Source organism: Calothrix anomala FACHB-343 (genome assembly GCF_014696435.1).
In the GTDB taxonomy this organism is placed as follows: Bacteria; Cyanobacteriota; Cyanobacteriia; order Cyanobacteriales; family Nostocaceae; genus Aulosira; species Aulosira anomala_A.
Map to the genome: position 1 here is coordinate 108425 of NZ_JACJQG010000010.1, position 19493 is coordinate 127917.

The 19493-nt window shown below is 41.9% G+C and carries 15 protein-coding genes; 1 reads left to right on the top strand and 14 read right to left on the bottom strand.

The features are described from left to right. Positions 1 to 54 precede the first annotated feature (54 nt). The 13 genes from H6G08_RS07785 to H6G08_RS07845 all read right to left on the bottom strand — a co-directional run bounded on the left by H6G08_RS07785 (position 55) and on the right by H6G08_RS07845 (position 17891). On the bottom strand, positions 55 to 2298 hold the full coding sequence (locus H6G08_RS07785; protein WP_190540199.1) for a hypothetical protein: 2244 nt from the start codon (positions 2296 to 2298) through the stop codon (positions 55 to 57). Between the two features lie 86 nt (positions 2299 to 2384). After that, positions 2385 to 4151 carry a type IV secretory system conjugative DNA transfer family protein gene (locus H6G08_RS07790; protein ID WP_190540200.1) on the bottom strand — a complete coding sequence of 589 codons (1767 nt, stop codon included), beginning with the start codon at positions 4149 to 4151 and terminating at the stop codon, positions 2385 to 2387. A gap of 143 nt (positions 4152 to 4294) precedes the next feature. Then, positions 4295 to 5728: a hypothetical protein gene (locus H6G08_RS07795; protein WP_190540202.1), complete on the bottom strand. Its 1434-nt coding sequence runs from the start codon at positions 5726 to 5728 to the stop codon at positions 4295 to 4297. Positions 5729 to 5733: 5 nt separating this feature from the next. Then, complete coding sequence (locus tag H6G08_RS07800; RefSeq protein ID WP_190540204.1) at positions 5734 to 6585, bottom strand: hypothetical protein; 852 nt, start codon at positions 6583 to 6585, stop codon at positions 5734 to 5736. Then, the gene (locus H6G08_RS07805; protein ID WP_190540206.1) at positions 6582 to 8411 is read right to left on the bottom strand and encodes a TrbI/VirB10 family protein; all 1830 of its coding nucleotides are present in this window, start codon (positions 8409 to 8411) and stop codon (positions 6582 to 6584) included. Before H6G08_RS07805 ends, H6G08_RS07800 begins: the two co-directional genes overlap by 4 nt. 24 nt (positions 8412 to 8435) lie before the next feature. After that, positions 8436 to 9212, bottom strand: a complete 777-nt coding sequence (locus H6G08_RS07810; protein WP_190540208.1) for a hypothetical protein — start codon at positions 9210 to 9212, stop codon at positions 8436 to 8438. Between the two features lie 13 nt (positions 9213 to 9225). Then, positions 9226 to 10377 carry a hypothetical protein gene (locus H6G08_RS07815; protein WP_010993862.1) on the bottom strand — a complete coding sequence of 384 codons (1152 nt, stop codon included), beginning with the start codon at positions 10375 to 10377 and terminating at the stop codon, positions 9226 to 9228. Between the two features lie 70 nt (positions 10378 to 10447). Beyond that, positions 10448 to 11179: a hypothetical protein gene (locus tag H6G08_RS07820; protein WP_190540210.1), complete on the bottom strand. Its 732-nt coding sequence runs from the start codon at positions 11177 to 11179 to the stop codon at positions 10448 to 10450. Between the two features lie 112 nt (positions 11180 to 11291). Continuing rightward, positions 11292 to 14120, bottom strand: a complete 2829-nt coding sequence (locus tag H6G08_RS07825; protein ID WP_190540212.1) for a putative type IV secretion/conjugal transfer ATPase — start codon at positions 14118 to 14120, stop codon at positions 11292 to 11294. Positions 14121 to 14162: 42 nt separating this feature from the next. Beyond that, entirely contained in the window at positions 14163 to 14498 is a 336-nt protein-coding gene (locus H6G08_RS07830; protein ID WP_190540313.1) for a hypothetical protein, read from the bottom strand. 93 nt (positions 14499 to 14591) lie between these two features. Further along, on the bottom strand, positions 14592 to 15191 hold the full coding sequence (locus H6G08_RS07835; protein ID WP_190540215.1) for a hypothetical protein: 600 nt from the start codon (positions 15189 to 15191) through the stop codon (positions 14592 to 14594). A 371-nt stretch (positions 15192 to 15562) separates the two neighbouring features. Continuing rightward, positions 15563 to 16129, bottom strand: a complete 567-nt coding sequence (locus H6G08_RS07840; protein ID WP_190540217.1) for a DUF192 domain-containing protein — start codon at positions 16127 to 16129, stop codon at positions 15563 to 15565. A 124-nt stretch (positions 16130 to 16253) separates the two neighbouring features. Next, on the bottom strand, positions 16254 to 17891 hold the full coding sequence (locus H6G08_RS07845) for an ATP-binding protein (RefSeq protein ID WP_190540219.1): 1638 nt from the start codon (positions 17889 to 17891) through the stop codon (positions 16254 to 16256). Between the two features lie 199 nt (positions 17892 to 18090). Between H6G08_RS07845 and H6G08_RS07850 the strand changes: the two genes are divergently transcribed. After that, positions 18091 to 18669: a hypothetical protein gene (locus tag H6G08_RS07850; RefSeq protein ID WP_190540221.1), complete on the top strand. Its 579-nt coding sequence runs from the start codon at positions 18091 to 18093 to the stop codon at positions 18667 to 18669. Between the two features lie 183 nt (positions 18670 to 18852). Here H6G08_RS07850 and H6G08_RS07855 read toward each other — a convergent pair whose 3' ends face one another. Further along, entirely contained in the window at positions 18853 to 19446 is a 594-nt protein-coding gene (locus H6G08_RS07855; RefSeq protein ID WP_190540223.1) for a TetR/AcrR family transcriptional regulator, read from the bottom strand. Positions 19447 to 19493 lie beyond the last annotated feature (47 nt).

Genomic DNA, 19493 nt, shown 5'->3' on the forward strand with positions numbered 1-19493 from the left:
AAACCCAAGTTTTTGTATTGCCAATGCAACTTTGCAAACTTGGTGACTGGTAATTTATAATTCAACTTCTCTCGACTTGGTTTTAGGTGCAGCAGCGACAGTTTGCTTTTGAGGGGAGGGTATGTGTTCAGTAGGGGTATATTGCTGCCGAATTTCTTCTCCTCGCCATGCTTGCAAGTCATTCATAATATCTTTAAGCGGAACAAAATCGACGACTGTTTCTCCTTGCTTTTGTGCCTCAGTTGCCTTATAAGTCATAATCTTGAAGTACATCTCTCGCTGATCGGCAATTGGTAACTTGCCGTTGTTCTCATTTATCCGTTGTAGAATTTCTTCATTGCCTTGATTCATTGCTCCTCCCCAGTCAGGGCCACCATGCTTGACCATATTTGCCCATTCCTTGGCGATGTAGGGGTGAACTGTAACAGGCAAATCGCCAACTGCTTGTATTACTCGTTGTTTGGGTGCAGATGCGGTGGTGGGAGTAGATTGTTCGTTACCAAAGATTTGTTCCAAGTTGAGTTTGCTGGCGTTTTGGGCAATAAACTTAATTTGGTTAATATCGTAGTCAGAGATGTTCATCTTGCTGACTTCTTTGGTAATGCTAGCTTCAGTTTTAGTTAGGTCAAAGCGGACAAGTTCCTGAGTACCTTTTTCTTCGGTAGTTTTAAATAATTGCAAGCTGGCTCGATTTTTTTCGGGGTTGCGCGATCGCTTGATGGTAAATTCACTTACTGTAAGTTCTTCCTTATCAGCCTGGATGAGGACATTATTCAGGGTGTGCAACATCTCATTTTGTTTAAATACTTCCAGCGTTTTAATCGTGCCGGCAGGTGCAAGACTTCCTAAGCTGTTTGCTACATCACGGATATCGGCATTATTGAGATCAGGTAGCTTACCATTGTCGCCTAAGTATTCTGCCACAATGAGAAACTCCTGACGTTCAATAGGTAACATCTCTGTAGGCTTTTTCATGATTTTGGGTTCCTCTTTTTTGTTGAGTTTAAAATCCATCAAAGAGTTCTCCCACCCAAATAATTCATCACTGCGGCGATGAATGCTAACAGTGTCTCCCTGTTGGCGAATCACAAATGTATCGCTACGGTAAATACGTGAACCATCTTGTTCAAGAGTGCCGTATTTTTTTAACATTGCGATCGCAGTTTCAGCAATGTCTTTATTTTCCCCGTTGTAACGTTCTTCCCGCGCTTGTTTATTATTAATTTGATAAATAGGTACTTCAACCTGACGCGCCCACTGTTGCGCTGCTGGCTCTACATCTTGAGAATTAGCTACTTCTTGATAGGTAAATTCAGGTGCATATTTTTTTCGATTATTAGTTGCTTGCTCCTCTGGCTCTTGTATAAAAAACTGATTGGGAGTTACATTTTTATTTACCTCCTCTTCAGCTGGATTTTGAGATTGATGGTTACTAGTAACTATCCGTCGAATTTGAATAGTTGCTTCGGACTGTGCGATTTCTTCTTGAAGATTATTGACCACAGCATCTTCAAAATTATTATCTACCTCTATTTCAACAGATGAGTTTATTTCTTGATTTATGGGCGAACTGTTTTCATCTTGTATTAACTTATTGGTCGAAAATTGACTATCATCTAACGATGAATTGTCTTCTATAGCAGTTAAATTTTCATTATCATCTTTTGTATCTTTATAATTGTTAATCATGTCAGCAGATGGTGGTAGCAGCTTAATTAATGGTTCACTTGCCACATCTATTATTTCATCTGGAGTAAGTATTTCAGTGACGAGATTAGTTGTACATTTACCTTCGCTATTTTGTTCGTAGATAACGATTTGTTTTTCTGAACCATCTGACTCTAGATAAGCTGTAATTTTCAGAGTATTATCACTTGTTTGCTGATAATTATTATTTAAATTGGGTACATTTTCTACTAATCTTGCAGCAATTATTTGTGCTTGATAGTCAGTAAAAGGTTCAGTTTCTATTGTGTATTGACCTTCTACTAATACATCGGGCATTAACACAATATTAGTTTCTTGATTGCTTTTTATACTTTGACTGGTTAAATCTACCTTTTCCCATTTATATGCACCAGGGGTAGATTCATCAGGTACAAGATTGTAGATATCTTTGCCAACTTCAACGGCAATTTTACTTGCTTCTTGAGCTTCTTTGAGTTTTTCGAGAATTACTTTAGTTATCTTAGTAAGTACATTGATGAGGCTTTTACTTAATTCTCGACTTGTTTGAATTGCAGTATCGGCTGTACCTAAATATGATTCATTAATTTGAGTTTGTCTGGGATCAAACATATATTAAATGTGGTGAAAATAATCTATAAATTAAAACAGTCTGACTGTGCTTTATAAAAACCAGTTGGTCATTAAACTTACAGTTTTTAGAAAAAGCTCTTGTACGCATCAACAGGTAAAGGTGCATTGCCCGCTTGTACGGGTGCTTGTGGGATAGGAAACTTCCGATCTACTTCCTTGACTCGTAAATCTAAATCTTCCTGTGTGGGTTTTTTCTGGGTACTTTTCCTAGCAAGCTCTTTGATGAGTTTATCCCAGTTAGCTTCATTTTCTTGTTCTAATCCAATGATATATTTGGGGATTTTGATGTTTTTTAATAGTGGTACTGAACCCTCATTTTTATTACTATAAGCTGGGTTGATAAATAGACATTTACCAGGTGGTAATTTGAGGAATTGGGCTGGCTCAAATAGCTTGCGAGTCCGTTCTTGTTCGCTGATAGATGTGCTGGATTTACCCCCTCCCGTTGAGCGGGATTTTTGTTTATATTTAATTTCTTCTTCCCCTAAATATGCAGAAAATAATCGTGCTGATTCTTCTTCACCAGGATTAAAAACAAATTTTGTACCGCACGCACCAAGAATAGCTTTAGAGATTTCTTTACCATAAATCTTTTCAAGCTGACCCATATTTTGCCAACCCAGGATACCGCAGAATCCTTCGGAACGAGATTCATTAAGCCATCTAAATAAATCTGGAAGAAAAATACTTGGCAACTCGTCAAGACACACTACTAATGGGCCGTCTTCCTTACGTTTTTTAGCAATACTACGGGAAACTACCATGTGAAGAATACTGGTCATCAGGGGGCTGACAGCATCGCGGCGTTCGCGGTCTAACCCGAAGATAATCATCTGTTTGCGTTTTACCTCCAGGGGCAAGGTTGTTTTACCGACAAAGCATCCCAATGTACCCCTTGCCATGAACCGGGTGAACATCAATGAAGCACTACCAGCGATACCCGCTACAGTTTTCTCTGAGCTAGCCGAGCTAAATAATTGACCAAAAGCTATCCTAATCCAAGGGTTTAGTTCGGCTGCCATCAAGCGTTCGACCATCTTCTCGCTGGAAAGTATTGCCGCAGCCGTCATAATATCAGCGCGATCGCCGAACTCTTTAGTTAGCATTAAAATAGCCTGCGTCAACTGGTCGCCGGCGGGGCCAAAGAAGGCATCCTCAGACGCATTACCTAACAGGCGGAAGTTTTTGTTAATTACCGTAGCTAACTGCCGTGCGGTTTCAGCATCGCTACTGTCGCGTAAAAAATCGATTGGGTTACATACCTCTGATTCGGGAAATCCCGGTGCAAAGATATGTACGTCATACCCCTTGGATTTGGCATAACTGGCGATTTTGGCTTGACTGGCATACTTAAAATCGTATAATACTATACCAAAATCTTGGTCAATTGCTGAGTAAATCATCGGGTTGATAGCTGAGAATGATTTACCACTACCAGGTGCGCCAATTACAGCAGTTCCCCGTTGGACATCGGGTACATAAACTGGAACTCCCCCACTCCCCTTGGGTAATTTTTGACCCTTGTATTTGTGTACTCCAATATATAAACTGGCACTATCGCACTTAGGAGTGACGATTTGCTTGAGAGCTTTTTTCTTAGCTTGGGCGGTTTCCTTTGCTCCACCCCAATAGCTAGTAGCAAGCTTGCCTTTTTTACCATTACTAAAAAGCTGTAAAAGCAATAATAAGCCAATTCCCCCGGCCAGTGCCAAACCTTGAGGTGACATGAACTTATCTGTATACTTACTAAAGTCAGTATTGCTATTTTTATGAGCAGCTTTTACTTCTCTAACTGTCTTAGTTTTAGCAGTTGCAAACAGATAATTATTCATAATAATTTGTATTAATTGCATGAGGAAATCGAAGAAATATGCGGTGAAGTGAAGTTGCATATTTCTTCATTAGTTATCTGGTGTGTCCTCTCCAAGTCAAAAGTAAAAGAGGATAAATTCTTCTATGATTGCCTTTTTACTTGTTAATTTTTAGGTACGGTGAGGGGCGTACCAAGGATAATTGGGTCTATCTCGCGGTAGGTAAAGAAGGGAACTGGGCCAATGAAGTAGGGCGAGCAGCCCAAGTCAACCCACCCCCGCTTGCAGATACGAAAGAACATCGCGGTGGTGATACTGCCGTCCGCTTCGTTAATATCCCAGATGACTTGTTTAAATGATTTCCCAAAGGGGTGGCGACCTGTGGGTTCTTTGCCACCGTTGAGGCTGCCCAAGATGCCAAATCCGCCTTTAACTTTTTGGTCTTTACCGGACATCCATTGTGCGCCAGTCACAATATCGCTACCCGAAACTTCGATGTGACCACACGTTTTCTCGCACGGGACATTAAACCCAGCTTGGTAACTACCACTTATTGACTTCCAGCGTCCGCTTTCAAGCGAACCGAGGGGTAAGTCTACTTTGCCGATAAAGCTAACATCGGGGATGGGAACGCTGGGGAACCGATCGAACGGTACATCAGCTAATCCCGGAACCTTACCAATTGTTGTGTTTTGCCAGTTAGTAAAGTCTTTTAGTTGTGCATCCTCAATACCAGGGATGCTGGTGAGTTTATATTTATCAAGTTTGACATACTCACCAAGTTCCACTTCTCCCAGCTGGGGATAATTGTCCAGCACCTCACCAACAGTTTGGTAGCTTGCAGTGCTGCCTGTAACTTTGGTCACTAGTTCTTGAATTGGTAGGATGGCTCCGACTTCTGAATCTTCTAAATTAGGGATTGCTTCGGCGAGGTCTTCAAGTGTTTGCCAATCGAGTGTTTCAAAATCTGACAGTTTGAGATTTTTAAGTTGAATGCCCGTGATGTCTGCGATATCTCCAAGCGTGAAATCTTCAATATTGAACTCAGTTGCTTCAAAATCACCCAGTTCCATGACTTCGGCAAGGCTTTGCCCAGCACTCCAGGTGCGTGTTTCCTTCATACCAGGGTTTTTGATATTAGGGAATTCGACACTGCCAGCACCGCCAAATTTCATGTTTTTGAATGTGATACTGCTCCAATCGGGAGTAGGTGCGCCATTGACGTATTTTGTTGCAACGGGCTGTGGCTGTTTGGTTTGTTTTGTCTTATCTATCGAAGTGTTCAAATTTGAATACTTCGATGGAACTGTTTGAGCTACCGCTTTTTCGCCGAATAAGAGACTGCCGATATTATAGCTACCTCCATATCGGATTAATCCGTGTAGGGCAAGCCCAGCAATAAGTCCTGCAACCATTAGGTAGCGTAATTTATTAAATTTTTCCATCCGATACTCAAGCCCTCGGTTGGTTTTGTTGTGAGTAGTTTCCTGGCTTGCAGCTCTCACTGGTACGATGGCTACGCCCGCCGAAGGCATCGCAGTTACCTCTGGTGTAGTGTCTAAAATTTGGTTGTTAGAGGTGAGATTTTCGGTATACATCACTGTTATCTAAAACTTGTTTTACCTGGATTTGTTGTTGTGAGAGGGTTATTGCGCTGTGGTGGTATTTCTAACAAGCGCTTTCCACCCAACAGCATGAGTTTTTCAACCAATTGCATTGATACTCCGGTGGTGCTGGCGGCGACGACAAGTTCCTCTCCTTGCGATCGCAACTCCACAAGTTGGTTCAGACGCTTCCAGAGCTTGCTGTCTGTCGTAACCCACTGGTTTTTTAAAGCAACTTGCATTCCTCTGGCGATATGTCTGCTATCAGATAATGCGGTGTAACTGATCTTTGGTTTTACTTCTTCAGGTTTGCTGGGAGTGTCGCCAATAATTTCAATTTGGCTGTACTCTGGTGTGCCACTGCCCGCTACAATTCGGAAGTGATAGCTTTTCCTTGTTGAGCCAGATTCGGTAATCACCGTCATGTGCGCCCCGTAAGGAGCTTGTGGTAAACCGGGGATTTTGACTGTCTCGATGCGGCGGATGTGAATTAGTCCAGCGCCCGTACTGTTACTAGAACACTTACCCAAGCCCTCAAGACATCCGTCTACATCAAAAACAAACCTAGATGGGTCATCCAGCCAGATTTTCTTGATGATTTCTCTGGTGTTGTAGAACGATATTGATACCCCATGTCCAGGCCAGACCTTAACTGTCTGCAATTGAGCATTTTCCCCTGACACCTGGGACGCTGCAATTTGACGGATAGTACTTGCTAGTACAAGTTGGTTTGGTGCAAACACGGAAGCGATGGTGAGGCACCCACCAAAGGCGATTGCGCGGAGCGCAGTGCCAGAGGCAATCGCCCAAGGCATCCTTAAACTAAAATCGGCTATATCTCTTAGTTTCACAGCTTGATTGACCTATCGACTTTGAGTGTAATTTTGGTGTCTTTAGGCACATACCAAACATTGGGACGGCGGTTGATTTCGTCAGTAGCACGTTCTGTACGCTTGCTGACTGTTTCGCCAAGTTTGCTGAAGGCACCTTCAAGGAAAGCAGCTCCTAAGTTGCGGTTATTATTGCGGCTGCGGGTTCTTGTCCCACCTAAAGGCAAATCTTCTGTGACTTCTTCATCAGGCTGGTTGATAATTTCCCCTACCTTGGCAAGACCAGCTATTGTCCCTAATGTGGCATCATATTTAGCAATTTCAGATCCCTTGTCGTCGTAAGGTCTGGCGATTAGGGGCGAACCCGCCTCTCCCAAAACTGATATTGTTCCAGGTGATAGAGGATATTCTGTGCCGTCTTTGAGAATGGCCGTGACTTCGGCACGCACGCCTGATGTGCTATCAACCGAAATCATAGCGATAGTTACCTGCGTTCCTGCGGGAATGGCTATTTCACCAGTATTGCTATAAAGCGGCTCGTCCAACCGGGCGACAAACCGTAATGTATTTGTCTGCTCCTGGGAACGAGCGTTATTACTGGTTTGGGGCATAACGAGCGGAGTTACCAGGGTTGCACTTGCAAACGAACCGACAACTAAATACTGCGGTTGTGTTTCTTGGAGTATCTGCGCTTCTTCTGGCAGGTAGTTATTTGCAACTTGTTCGATTTGCTGACGAGAGTTGTTTTCTTTATTACTAGCAAAACTGGATTCTACGGTCTTTTCTTTGTCAAGTTCTAAGCTAATTTGTGGCTCTTTCACCGAGAAACTATAAATAACTGGCACGGCTTGATTGTTATCTTTGTCATCAGTATTGCTATATTCAGGAGTACTATCATTTGTGGTTACCGGTTGCCAACGCGGGCGCAGTTCTTCAACTTGATTAGGAGTATTGGTAACTGTTTCCGTATTCTCGCTGCGTCGGCTACGGCGACGACGGGAGCGATCGCTATTTTGTTCTGCTGGGCGTAATGTTTCTTCAGTTTTACCTGTAACTTCTTGTACTGTTGTGTTTGTAGGTTCACTGACAGTGGTACTGGCTAGCATATACTCAACTCGACCAACCGAACCCAGGTTACGCAGGCGTTCGAGTTCGGCTATTGGATCTTTGGCGACACTCTGGTTGGTGGCAACTAATTGTTTGGCAAATTTTGGTAGAGGAGTGCTAGGACGCAGAGGTGGTATTGGCTGTGAAGCCACTACTCTACGTGTTGGTCTAACAGGTTCGGGTGTTTCTTCCCGGTATACACGTCTTCTGGAAGTAGGGGTAGTTCCTTGAGCAACTACCCTTCGTTGTCGAATAGAACGGGTTTTCTCTTGGTTTTTGGCTTGTTCTTCTTCAGTAGCTTCTTTTTTCTCCTCTTTGTCTCCCGTGTTAGCTTGACCATTTAGGGCATCAAGTTCTTCCTGTTGCTTGGCGAGAGCAAGCTTGGCATAAACATCGCCTTCTTTTTTCTCAGATGCGGCAACCGTGGGAGTTGGAGTAGCAGTTAATTCTGGTTTTTTGGCATTTTTACCACTCCCATTCATCATGCCGTTGAGGACAACAAATATAACTAGAAACCCAGCACCAAATGCACCACCAATAATTCCTAATCTTGACCAGGGAGATGTAACAAAGTCGTGTTTAGTTTGGATTAACGCGGGGTCTTCTACTTCAGTTTCATCTTCTTCAACCACCTCAAATTGTGAATTTTCAACTTCATCTTCTTCTGACCTATCGATTGGTAAAAGACTATTTACGGAAGATATATGTTTATTGGAAGCCTCATTCTCTAGCTGTAACATAGTTCTATGCTTGATTAATGATTTTTATTTCTTGCCGAGAGTATAATCAACAATTTGAGTAATTTCTAAACCTGGTTGTCGTACTAAATAAATTTTTTTATCGAGTTCAGTTGGCTTATTTGGTAACTTGGGAGTATCGACAGCTTCGACAGTAATTGTTTTGTTAAAGGCGATTCCTTTGCCTTGGTTTTCGTTCCTATTAAAGCTGACGAGCGTAGCGATATAATCGACTTCCCACTGTCCATCCTTGATTTTTCTGGGTTCAGAGATATGGCGGGTGACAAGTGAAACTTGAACTTCACCGTTAAATACACCACTTGGAACGATTTCTGCTAATTTCTTGAGAAAATTTGCCCGAAAATCTTGATTTTCAGATAGTGCAAATGCAGCTTCCCAGGCTCTAGTCGGAATTTTTTTCCTACTATTTTTTGTTGTTTGAATATCTATTCCCCTATCAGGTTTAGTGACGTTTTCGCCATTCTCTGTTGCTTCGATTATTCCGTTCCAGCCGAACATTTTAATCATGCTATCTGAGATAAAGCGTTTGATAGTTTCGGCTTCGCGTTCATTAGGAGCAGCAAATTTACCAGGTGAAATAGACCCATCTTGGAGTTGAACAATCGTCATGCCTTTGACATGATGATTTGTGCTAGCACTCATGCCAATATTTATTATTTGCAATAGGGTAGATAAGATAGTTCCTCCTGCTGTTACGGCGATCGCCATTGCAATAGGTGTGGAGGTAGATTGACCATAACTGAGGAGCCGAGCCGGTTGAGATTTAGACTTAGGTTTAAGCATAATTATTTGTTAATTACTTTTTAACTTTGATTTTGGAACTAACAAATTTGGTGGCATTGACAGCAACCGTAGCAGTTGTACTTGCTCCACCTGTAGCGATTCCTGCTGCAATTTCAGAGCCAAATGCTACTGTTTTACCTAATCCTGTCCAAACAGCTATTCCACCACCTGCGGCTAATGCAGATGCCAGGATAGGAGAAACTAACCCAACAAAAAGCAGAAATATCATCGGTTGATTTTGTTCGGAATTAGCGATAAGTTGTCCGCACAAACCAATAATCATGTTGAAACAAAGTTTCGCCATTCCAACGGTGAAATAACCAGTTAGCCAAGCGAAAATAGGTTTTGCGCCAAAGGGGAGTAGCGAACCGCCTATTGCCAACGGGCCAAGTAGGGCAGTTAAAAGCATCGTGAATTCGATACCCCACTGGTAAGCGTTATTGAGGGCGAGGAGGATGACTGCGACAAATCCGGTAATCATCGAACCGATTGTACTGGTGATAGTATTACCAATCTTTTCGGCGATTTGACCAGGGGAGAGATTTTCGAGCGCGTCTTTAGCATCAGATAAAGCCTGAAGTGGATTAAATTCCCAACTACCGCTATCGGGGGCTTCTCCTTTAAATAGATCGGGCGCAGAGGTTTTAAGTTCTGCTTCTGCTTGTTGCAAGCAGGTGATTGAATCTTGCGTGTTACCAGGGATGGAACGGCATCTTTCCATTGCCGCTCCTACTTGCTGCTGGAGGGCAATATTGCCGACTGCGCGGTTGAATGCTACTTCTAGGTTGGCTCCGGCAGCAGTAAATTCCAGGATGTCATTATTAACAGTATTAATGTATCCCCGGATGGCGAGTGTTCCACTTCTGAGTAAAGTGCCATTGTTAGCTAGTAGTCCGATAACCAGAATGGGCCATATCCAACTGGAGAGAGCTTTCATATCTTCTTGATTTATCCAGTTTTTGCCTAACTCAACCATAAACAGGGTGAGTGTAGCGATCGCAAAAAACTGACCAACTTTGCACATCGAGCCGTACAAGTTACCGTTGAGGGTTTCTTGCCAAAGTTCATTGAAACCTTCTGCTACTAGTTGCGCTCCAGCTGACGCATTTTCTAAAATGTCTTGCCCGAAGAATGGGTCGGTTGCAATTACAAGATGTTCTAACATGGTCTGTATTATGTACCTGATAGAGAGTTGGTCATCTCTGCAATTGAGATGACCAACTAATTAGGGTGAATTATTCACCTGCGGTAGTTTTGAGACTGCTAAACCCACTGATTTCGACATACTGGGCACTGATACCGTCCATCATCAGGTTTTGACGGCGGCGATCGCTTGCCCCTTGTTCGGCAAGTTGAGATAGCATCAGGTTAGTTTGCTGGGCATCGTGCCGTGTTTGCAGTCCGTCAATGCGAGATTGACCTAACATTGAGACAATTTGCGAGTTTTGGGCAGCAATGACCTTGAGGATGTTTTGTGAAGCATCCATTGGTTGTGCAGATTCTGCGAGTTCTTTGGCATCAGCTACAGTTTGTTCAGTTGCTTCTATCTCATTTTTGGTACGTTCCTGACCGACTTCCCCTAAGACGCTGGCGATTGTGGCGCGGGTGGTTTCTCTCTCCAGTTCGTTAGCTGCACTGACCGCAGCTTCAACTGTGTTGCTTTCATTCCAGTTACCCTTGCTCTTGAGTTGCTCTTTGAGTTTTTCGGCTGAGTTGACTGGATCTGGCATATCCATACTGCCAGTCTGAATAGCAGTTTTAGCTTCGCCTTTCATCCCACCCCATTTATTAGTTCCTGAAGTGAGTTCCTTTTTGGTTTCCTCAAAATAGTTATTGAATTTCCCTAAAACCTTGAAGAAATCGTCAATTGAAAAGGCATAACTAGGTGCTGTACCGAGCAAAGTAACCAGACCAATTATTGACCCGATTATTACTCCTTTCTTAGTAAACTTGAATTTTGGTTTCATACTTTTGGTGGATAAAATAATCAATGTGGCAATTAAATTTAAGCCACTTGTTTATGAGTTATTGATTCTTATTTTTATAAATCCAGACTATTCTTAGGTTTTCTTCTATAATTTATGCTGACTTTAATTGCTGATTGTTATTGTTATCCAGTAATTGTTGTGCTTCTTGACTTAACTCATCTCCCCGAAGCATTTGTATGTAGCTTTCTGTAAATCTCACCATACCCAGCATTGGATTATCCGCATATTTATTGAGAAATAGAGTGCGTAATTCTTGCTCATTCGGGTTATTTGCTACTGCTGCAAGTAAGCAATAAGCAGGATAATACCTACAGAAAGTAAGTTTGCCATTATCGTCAAGTAACCACTGTGAATAAATACTTTCACGTTTTGGAAAGAATGCTTCGGTACTATTGCGTGAGATAATTTCATAAGGATATTTAAATCTATTCACAAATGGGTCAACTGCCGATGTTTGAATCCGACCGATCAGGCGGGTTGTGATGTTAGCGAATATCTTGGCAGCAGACTTACTTTGGAAAATACTTTCTGGTTCTTGGGCAGATAAAATTACACGTATACCTGCTTTTGCACCGTTAGCGCAAAGTCTACCAATTAGCTCGGCTATGCTCTCAAAATTGAATAAAATTGGTGCTTCATCTAAGAAAAATATTGATACTTTAGATGATAAAGCTCTACGTAAGGCTGCGGAATAGGCACTAAGGGCAAGGACTGCGGCATCGGCTTCACTCCCAAGCGATCGCAGTGCGAATACAAGCAATCGAGCATCAGTTCTAAAGCTAGATGGATTGGCGATTGATTGCCCAACTCGTGAATTTAACCAGAACTTTAATCGCAATCTGATTTGGTCAAGGGCATCGAGAATTTCTTTACTATTATTGGTGATGGAATCGAGCTTGATAAATCCAGGCGAACAATAATTATAGAAATCTTTAAGTGTGGGAATATCTGCCCATTCAGGTGTTCCCAGTCCATTTTCTAATGCTAGTTTATATCGAAGTTTGATATCTTCATCGTTGTAAAAAGTTTCAATTGTGATTGTAATGATACTTTCAATATTTGATACCGTTGTCGGACTTACCCCTACAGGATTTGTCCCTAACACCATTATCATTAATGTGGATTTCAAGAATTCCTTGAAATCGGTCATTCTCTCTTTAATAACTTCAGGTTCATATCCCCTTAAATCAGGTAATTCAAATAGATTGTTTGATTCTTTACTAATATCGAAATACGCCCCTTCCTCTCCCATAAATTTGGTGTAGTCAGTAAACGTGCTAGTACCATCGGGTTTGGGATAATCAAGTGCAATTACAGGAATATTTTGAGCTAAGGCAGGTGTTAATAGACCTGCTACTAAGACAGATTTACCCGCACGAGTAGTACCAAAAATGGCAAGATTTTTGTGCTGCTTGTACAAGTCAAGATGTACTGGAGTTCCTCCCTCTTCAGCAATTAGCTCAAACCCAGATTTATCTCCTGTAGCTGTTCTGACTATCGGCATGAGTCCGGGAACTTCTGATGAGAAATAAGGCAGGCGACGGTTAAAGGGTCTTGTAAGTAGGTTTTCCCAAACAACAGGTACACATTGTAACCATGTTTTCCAGGCATACTCGATTTCTCGATCAACTACAGCAGGGCGTAAGAAGCAGCTAGAAAGGTATTGACAAGCTTCATCAAGTTTTTGACGACTGTGACTATGGACACAAAAAACAACAGCAGTATGAATTGGGAGACTGCCTCTGAGGATAGTTTCTTGTGCCTTAACTGCTTCCTCAATGTTCATATTGGCTTTTACGTCAATTGACCCCTTCTCTGAAGACATGGCACTGGAGGTAATTGACTGTTTGGTAATCCGTTGCAGAGCAGTTTTGGCAAGTCCCTGGTTGGCTTTAGATAGCTGGCAGATAATCTCGGTGTCGGAGATTTTTTCTTTAGATATTACCTCCCAGAGATATCGAAGCTGGGCATATTCGTCTACCCAGCCTTGGGGCTTTTCGCTAAACTGAAGAACACCGATATATTTGTCTTGCAGTCTTACCCAGCTGCGATCAAGAAACGGGACAGATTTTTCATTCTCCAGCATCAGGTGGCGAATGTGGAAATCGCTAGTTTGAACTTCTCGAAGTCCCTCTTCATCTAATATGAGGGGATTGGGAATTTTAGGCGCATCGCTACGGTTAAATTGACTCCAAAGAATTGACCATATTTCCTCACTCGTGATTGCTCGTACTGAAAGCCCCATCGAGTTTGTCAAAAGTTGTTCCCACCGTTGAAATCCAGAGGTAAAACTATCCCGTAAAATTGTTTCGATTCTTTCTTGCCGAACACCGTGAATTTGTCCAGTAAATTGGAACCAGGCATTTTGCAATTGTTTGATAGTTTTTTCAATTGCATCATTTGAGCGACTGTCTTCAGAAGCTAGGACACTATAGGTACACCAGAAACGTAAAAACTTATTTTTACGAGTTCCCGCTTTAGTGAGTTCTCTTGTTCGCAGACGTTCCGATCGCACTAATAAAGTTAGTTGCTCTAGGTCGCATTGATCCTCTATCTTTTTTAGTTCCTGCTGCCGGAGAAAATCATCAGTGAACGAACCAAGATGAATTGTTAAGGTTTCGCGTTCGGGAAGTTCTTTGAGTCCGCCCTCAATATTTTCAAAAATCGGGAGAATCTGTTCTTCTGGTAAAGATGAGTGAATTCCCTGTACGTCGAAGCAGAACTTAATTTGAATATCTTCTTTTTTCTGGAGGATGAGTGCGCCGATATCTCTACGACCAGCAAGCGAGATACTTGCAATCCCGGCTAAATGAGTAATATCCTCGAACGGTGTCAGATTTTTGACAACACCTAATTGTTCGATATCGAGGGATTTTTTACCAATTTTGTCCTTTGTTTTCGTGAAGACGGTCGAACTCATAGCCTGTAGTTTCGTTCGGTGATATTTTTTACTTGAGTAGCTTTATCTGTGTTTTTTCAGCTGGTGCTTTTTCTGGGATTGAGGTTGTAGAGGATTAACGAGAGAAACAAAAGGTTTATAGCCACGGGTGATGCGCGGCGTGCCGACAAACTTACCCAAAAAAGCTTTGTTGGAACTTACCGTCCACCAGGTTGCCCATCCCCAAGCAGTTACAATTCCAGTTGCCAGCCAGGAAGCTTGCATAAAACCCTTGACTACCATGTAGGAGATGAGAGCGATCGCACTCCAAGGAACAATTTGGTCGGCGGGGAATGGCCCAAGGCGTGGTTGTTCTCCTAATACGCGGTTGACAGTACGAAATTCCCGTTCTCTGGCCATTATTACGAAAGACAAAAGTCAGTTTTTGAAATCTTGATGAGTGGCACTTGTGGAAGTGTGCCACTCGTGGTGGCTTTTTTGACGAGTGAAGTATCAGCCTGTTACCAGTCCTGCAAGCAAGTCTCCGACTACAACTGTGAGGGCAACGATAATTGGTGTACGGGCGATCGTTTGCCAATCTTCGTCGTTTCTGGCTGCTTGAACAACCCTAATAAGACCAATACCCAGGTAAATTAGGAACAAACCGCGCAGTACCGCAAATACGTACCTAATAATATCTTCATTGACACCAGTAAAGTATTCTGTGAAGAAGTCCTCTGCGTTTTGCATGAACTGGGCATTTGCGGGTGCAGTGGCGATATCCAACATAAATACTACACCTACCAAGCAGAACAGAACAGTATAAATATTGATGCCATACTTGCGCTGCCATTTTTCAAAGTTGGAAAGTAGCAAGTTTGCTTCCTTGGGTAGTAACGCTACGATGCCAGTTCCAAACGCGAGTGATGCCATCACCATGTGGTGGAGTGAGATATCTGCAATCATCAAACCAGTACCAACTGCCATTAGTCCGGCGATGCTAGCGTTCTCTTTCCAGTTGCGCTTTTTGCGACGGGTGGAAGCGGGGTATCCGTATTCTTCGTGGGAAGGAACGCGATCGCTACCAAAATCAGATTCGTAGTCTGTTCTCATAAAAAGATTATTTCAGAAATTAGTGGATGAAACTTTGTAGAGTAACTAAGGTCGAAACACTGCTTTTTACCAAAGTTTTGATTGGAGTAAATATCTGCTCCAACTTCTCACTTGTGGAATTATTTTATGGGATTAATAACCGTAAAATCATCTAAAAATTTTCTATTTTTAGACACTATGTTTTTCAGTAAATCATTCAGTAAAAACTCAGACAAATTTGCTTGACAACTTCCAATAATTAAATCAGTGATTGATTTCATAATGTTTGACCCCCGATATAAGCTATATCGGGGGTCAAAGATTGATATATGAGGTAGCGTAATTACGGTTGTTTACCGCTAGGTTGCTGTGATTGATCAACTCTCTGTCAACTAATTCTGCGTTTTATTTGTATTGAAATCGAGTTGTATTTTCTTACCTACTTTGAGATTGAGGGTTTTAGTACTGTTAGCAGGTAATTCAATAACCTGGTTAACAGGATAGACTGAATCGTACTTAGGACAGGTTTTGGTTTTGCAAGGGGGAGCTGCTTCTACGATTGATTTGATAACTCCATCTTGGAGGAATATCATATCTAAAGGAATATACGTATCCTTCATCCAAAGTTTAACTTTTTCAGGTTTGTTGAGGACAAATAACATTCCGTGATTTTCAGGAATCGAATTACGAAATTTGAGTCCGTGGGCATATTCCTTTCTATCGTCTGCTAATTCGAGTTGAACTGTTTGATTGTTACTGGTAAAGGTTGCGCCAATAGGTAAATACTGGGGCTGGCGAGTCCAAAAGTATAGCGGTAGGGGTGAGAGGGCAGCAGTAAAACCAGCAATCGGCCCAACAAATTTGATAAATTTGATGAATTTGTAAAATAGGCTTTTTTCTGGATTTTGTGCTTGTTTAGTTTGAATGTTGGTTTGAGCAGTTTGTCTTGTGACTTCCATAGTTTTAGATAAATAAAGTAATAGAGTGGTTAAAAATGGCAAGCATTATGAACAGTTGAAATGTTTTGGTTACATTTGCTTTCGTCCAAACATGATGAAACTTTGAATTGATTTATGAAGTGTGCTAGCTAAAAATATCAATGTTGCCAACAGCAAATTTGCTTTCGTCTAGGGGACTACTAGGTAAAGCTTGTTGGTCAGCTTTGTTACGCATCGATTCGACTCTATCGGCTTCGCGGATGGCAAGCGGGTTAATCTGCCGGCGTTCTTCTAGTAATGCCTCGATTGTTAGTTCGAGTGTGGGGAGTTGGCTTTCTGAGTAAGTATCTTCTGTTATGGTTTCGCAGAATATCGTACTAGCGGCGCGTTCTACAATTGTTTGGATTTCTGCACCTACACAGCGATTAGTGGCTTTAAGAATTCTCCGCCACTGTTCTTCACTCCAGGGGTCGCCGCCATTGCGAAAGCGTTCGTCAAACCGGGCAGCGTGCAGTTTGAAGATACTATATCTTTCCCCATTATTGGGCAAGTCTACTTTAAATAAATAGTCAAACCGTCCAGCACGGGTGAGTTCGGGTGGCAGCCATTCCATGCGGTTAACTGACGCAATGACCAGTACATCTGACGTGCGTTCTTGCATCCACGTCAACAGCTGACCAGCCAGTCGTTTGGCGAGGTCATCATCCCCGGCGAAGCCTTTATCAAAGTCGTCGAAATACAAAATTACTTGATTGAGCCTATCTGCCAGTCGCAACAAGCGTTTGAGTTTCATTTCTGCTTGGTTGCCAAAACTTCTAAAGTTGCCCCAATCGACCATGATGAGGGGAATACCCATGTTCTGGGAACAGGCTTTTGCTGAGTGTGATTTTCCCGTCCCCGGTGGCCCCACAAGCATAATCCCCTTGGGTACGCGCAGATTGTATTGTTTGGCACGCGGAGTAAGCAATCGCTTGAACTTTTTGAATGACTGCTGCATGAGTTCTAACCCCCCAAGTTGTACTTTTGGTGGAGGTAAGAATTCGATGTCATACAAGCGGTTGAGCAGTTGAATTTTTTTTGCTAGTAGAAGCTTTGCTATCTCACTGGAATTTCCTAAGTCATGATTTTTCCTAATATCGGTTAGGCAAGAAATAATATCAGAAATATACAGACCACCACTAGCTTTAGCAATTTCTAAATAGTCTTGTTCAGTATAAATTAAAGGAAATAAATTACTGCTAATTAAACTAGCAATAATTTCTTTTGTATCTGGTAATTCTTGACTCCAAAGGGGGATTTCTGCTGCTATTTCGCTTGCTAACTCGGCATTGGCTCCTAGTAATATGGTATTCTTATCACTATTGTTTGTATGAAATTTTAGATTAATTAGCGATGACTTAATCCATTCTGATAGAAGAACAAATTCAGTATCTTTAGTTATGCTTTCTTGTAAACAAGGAAAAATATTCTCAACTATTAATACTCCAGTGCCAGAATAAACCCTCCAAAAATTGAGTACTTGAAAATAGTCTTCTGTATTTTGTTTGATAGAAGGTTTATAGTCATTACACTCTTGAAAAATAAGATTATTTTCGGTGCTGACGACCAATTCTTTAATACTGTCCTCGCTTAAATTCCATATATAGACTTTTTTACCTACTTGCTGACAGGAAGTAGTAATACGAATGAGGAAGCGGTGGCGTTCTTGGAGGGGGGATTCACAGGCGATGATTGGATAATTGTCCGCAAGCAGGTCTTCTAGATACTCAAAGCTAGACTTCATCTTAATTGCTTGTAGCGTAATCAGAAGCAATCTTATCTAGAAGGGATGCTGTACGATAACTGATAATTTTCTAATTTCTAAATCCAAAAAATTAGAAAAAAGTTGGTTTCTTTTCAGTATTTTGTTGATTGTGTAATGGTGTTGTGAATTTAGATAATTGCCAAGAGTTCTGATTTTCCAAGTTTTTCGATTTTCAGTTATGGCCAAAACACCGGAATATCCAATCGTTGTTATTCCAGAGTTAGTTAAAGACAAAAAACAGTTTACCCCTTTAGTTTTTCCGTCTGGGCAGGGAGATGCACCAATTGGGGCAAGTGAGGGGCTGTTTGAAAATGTTCTCAAACATTATTTTGGTGAAATTGTTTCTCCTCAGCAGGTGATGTTTCCACCAGGGCATCAACTACCATTTACGGCTGATTTTCTGTTGATTGAACCAAATACTGGCTTACACATAGACTTGGAGGTTGATGAACCTATCTCATTTGCGACTGGGAAGCCCACTCACTGTATCGGCGATGATGACTATAGAAACAAGTGTTTTGTCGATGCAAACTGGCTGGTTATCCGCTTTGCAGAAGAACAAGTCTCATCTCAGCCAGAACGCTGCGCTCGATTTATCGCTGGTGCGATCGCCCAACTAACAGATAATAATACTTATCGCCAGAAGCTACTTCATGTAGAGAAAGTTACTCCTATGCGTCAGTGGTCTGCGCGTCAAGCTTCCAGATTAAAGAAAAGTGATTACCGCCAAGGCTATCTTGGCCAGAGAAGAAACTAAAGATATAAAAAAATATTCAATAGACAATTTGCTGAAAGCGATTAGCGTTCATCAGTTTTGAAATTTATCGGTTAGGGTTTTGTTTTAAGATTTTTGGTGGGCCGATCGCAAAGATCATCAAGTTGAGTTGTTAAGCTAAGCAGCAAAAACAATTTAATATCAGTTCAACTTGGTAGTTATATATCATGAATCAACTTTTTGAATATGTTGGATTGCAACTACTAATGCGTCTATCATCACCTCATAGCTAGCATCAGTAGAACGTTCTAATGTCATTAATCCAGCCTGTTCGATGGCGATAAAACCAGTAATTGCTGCGTTAACCATTCGCATTGCATCAATTAATTTTGTTTCGCTGAGATTGTAGGATTGCAGCACACGTTTAAGGAAGCGGAAGACTTCCTGAATCAGTGGGGAAGTTTCTGGATCTTGGAGATTGAGTTGAAATTGGGTCATAACTCGATAGCGGTTGGGGTAAGAGCGCGCAAAGTCACGCGTTGCACGTCCTCCTGCCCGTAGTAATGCTTGGGGATCTTCCAGTCCGTTGGTTTGTTGACGAGACCATTCAATATATTGCTGCCAAATGGTGAGTGCAACTGCCCGTCGCAAAGCTAAATTGCCATCTAGATGCTTGTAAATCGCAGGAGGCTTAATACCCAATTCCCTTGCAACCCGATTCACACCTAAAGCAGCTTCCCCTTCTTGATCGAGACAGGCGATCGCAGCATTAATTACATCCTGCTGCGTCAAGGACTTTTCTTTGACTGGACGACCCATAAAGAATTTAGTTAATGCAATTAACTAAAAGTGAATATAATTAACTT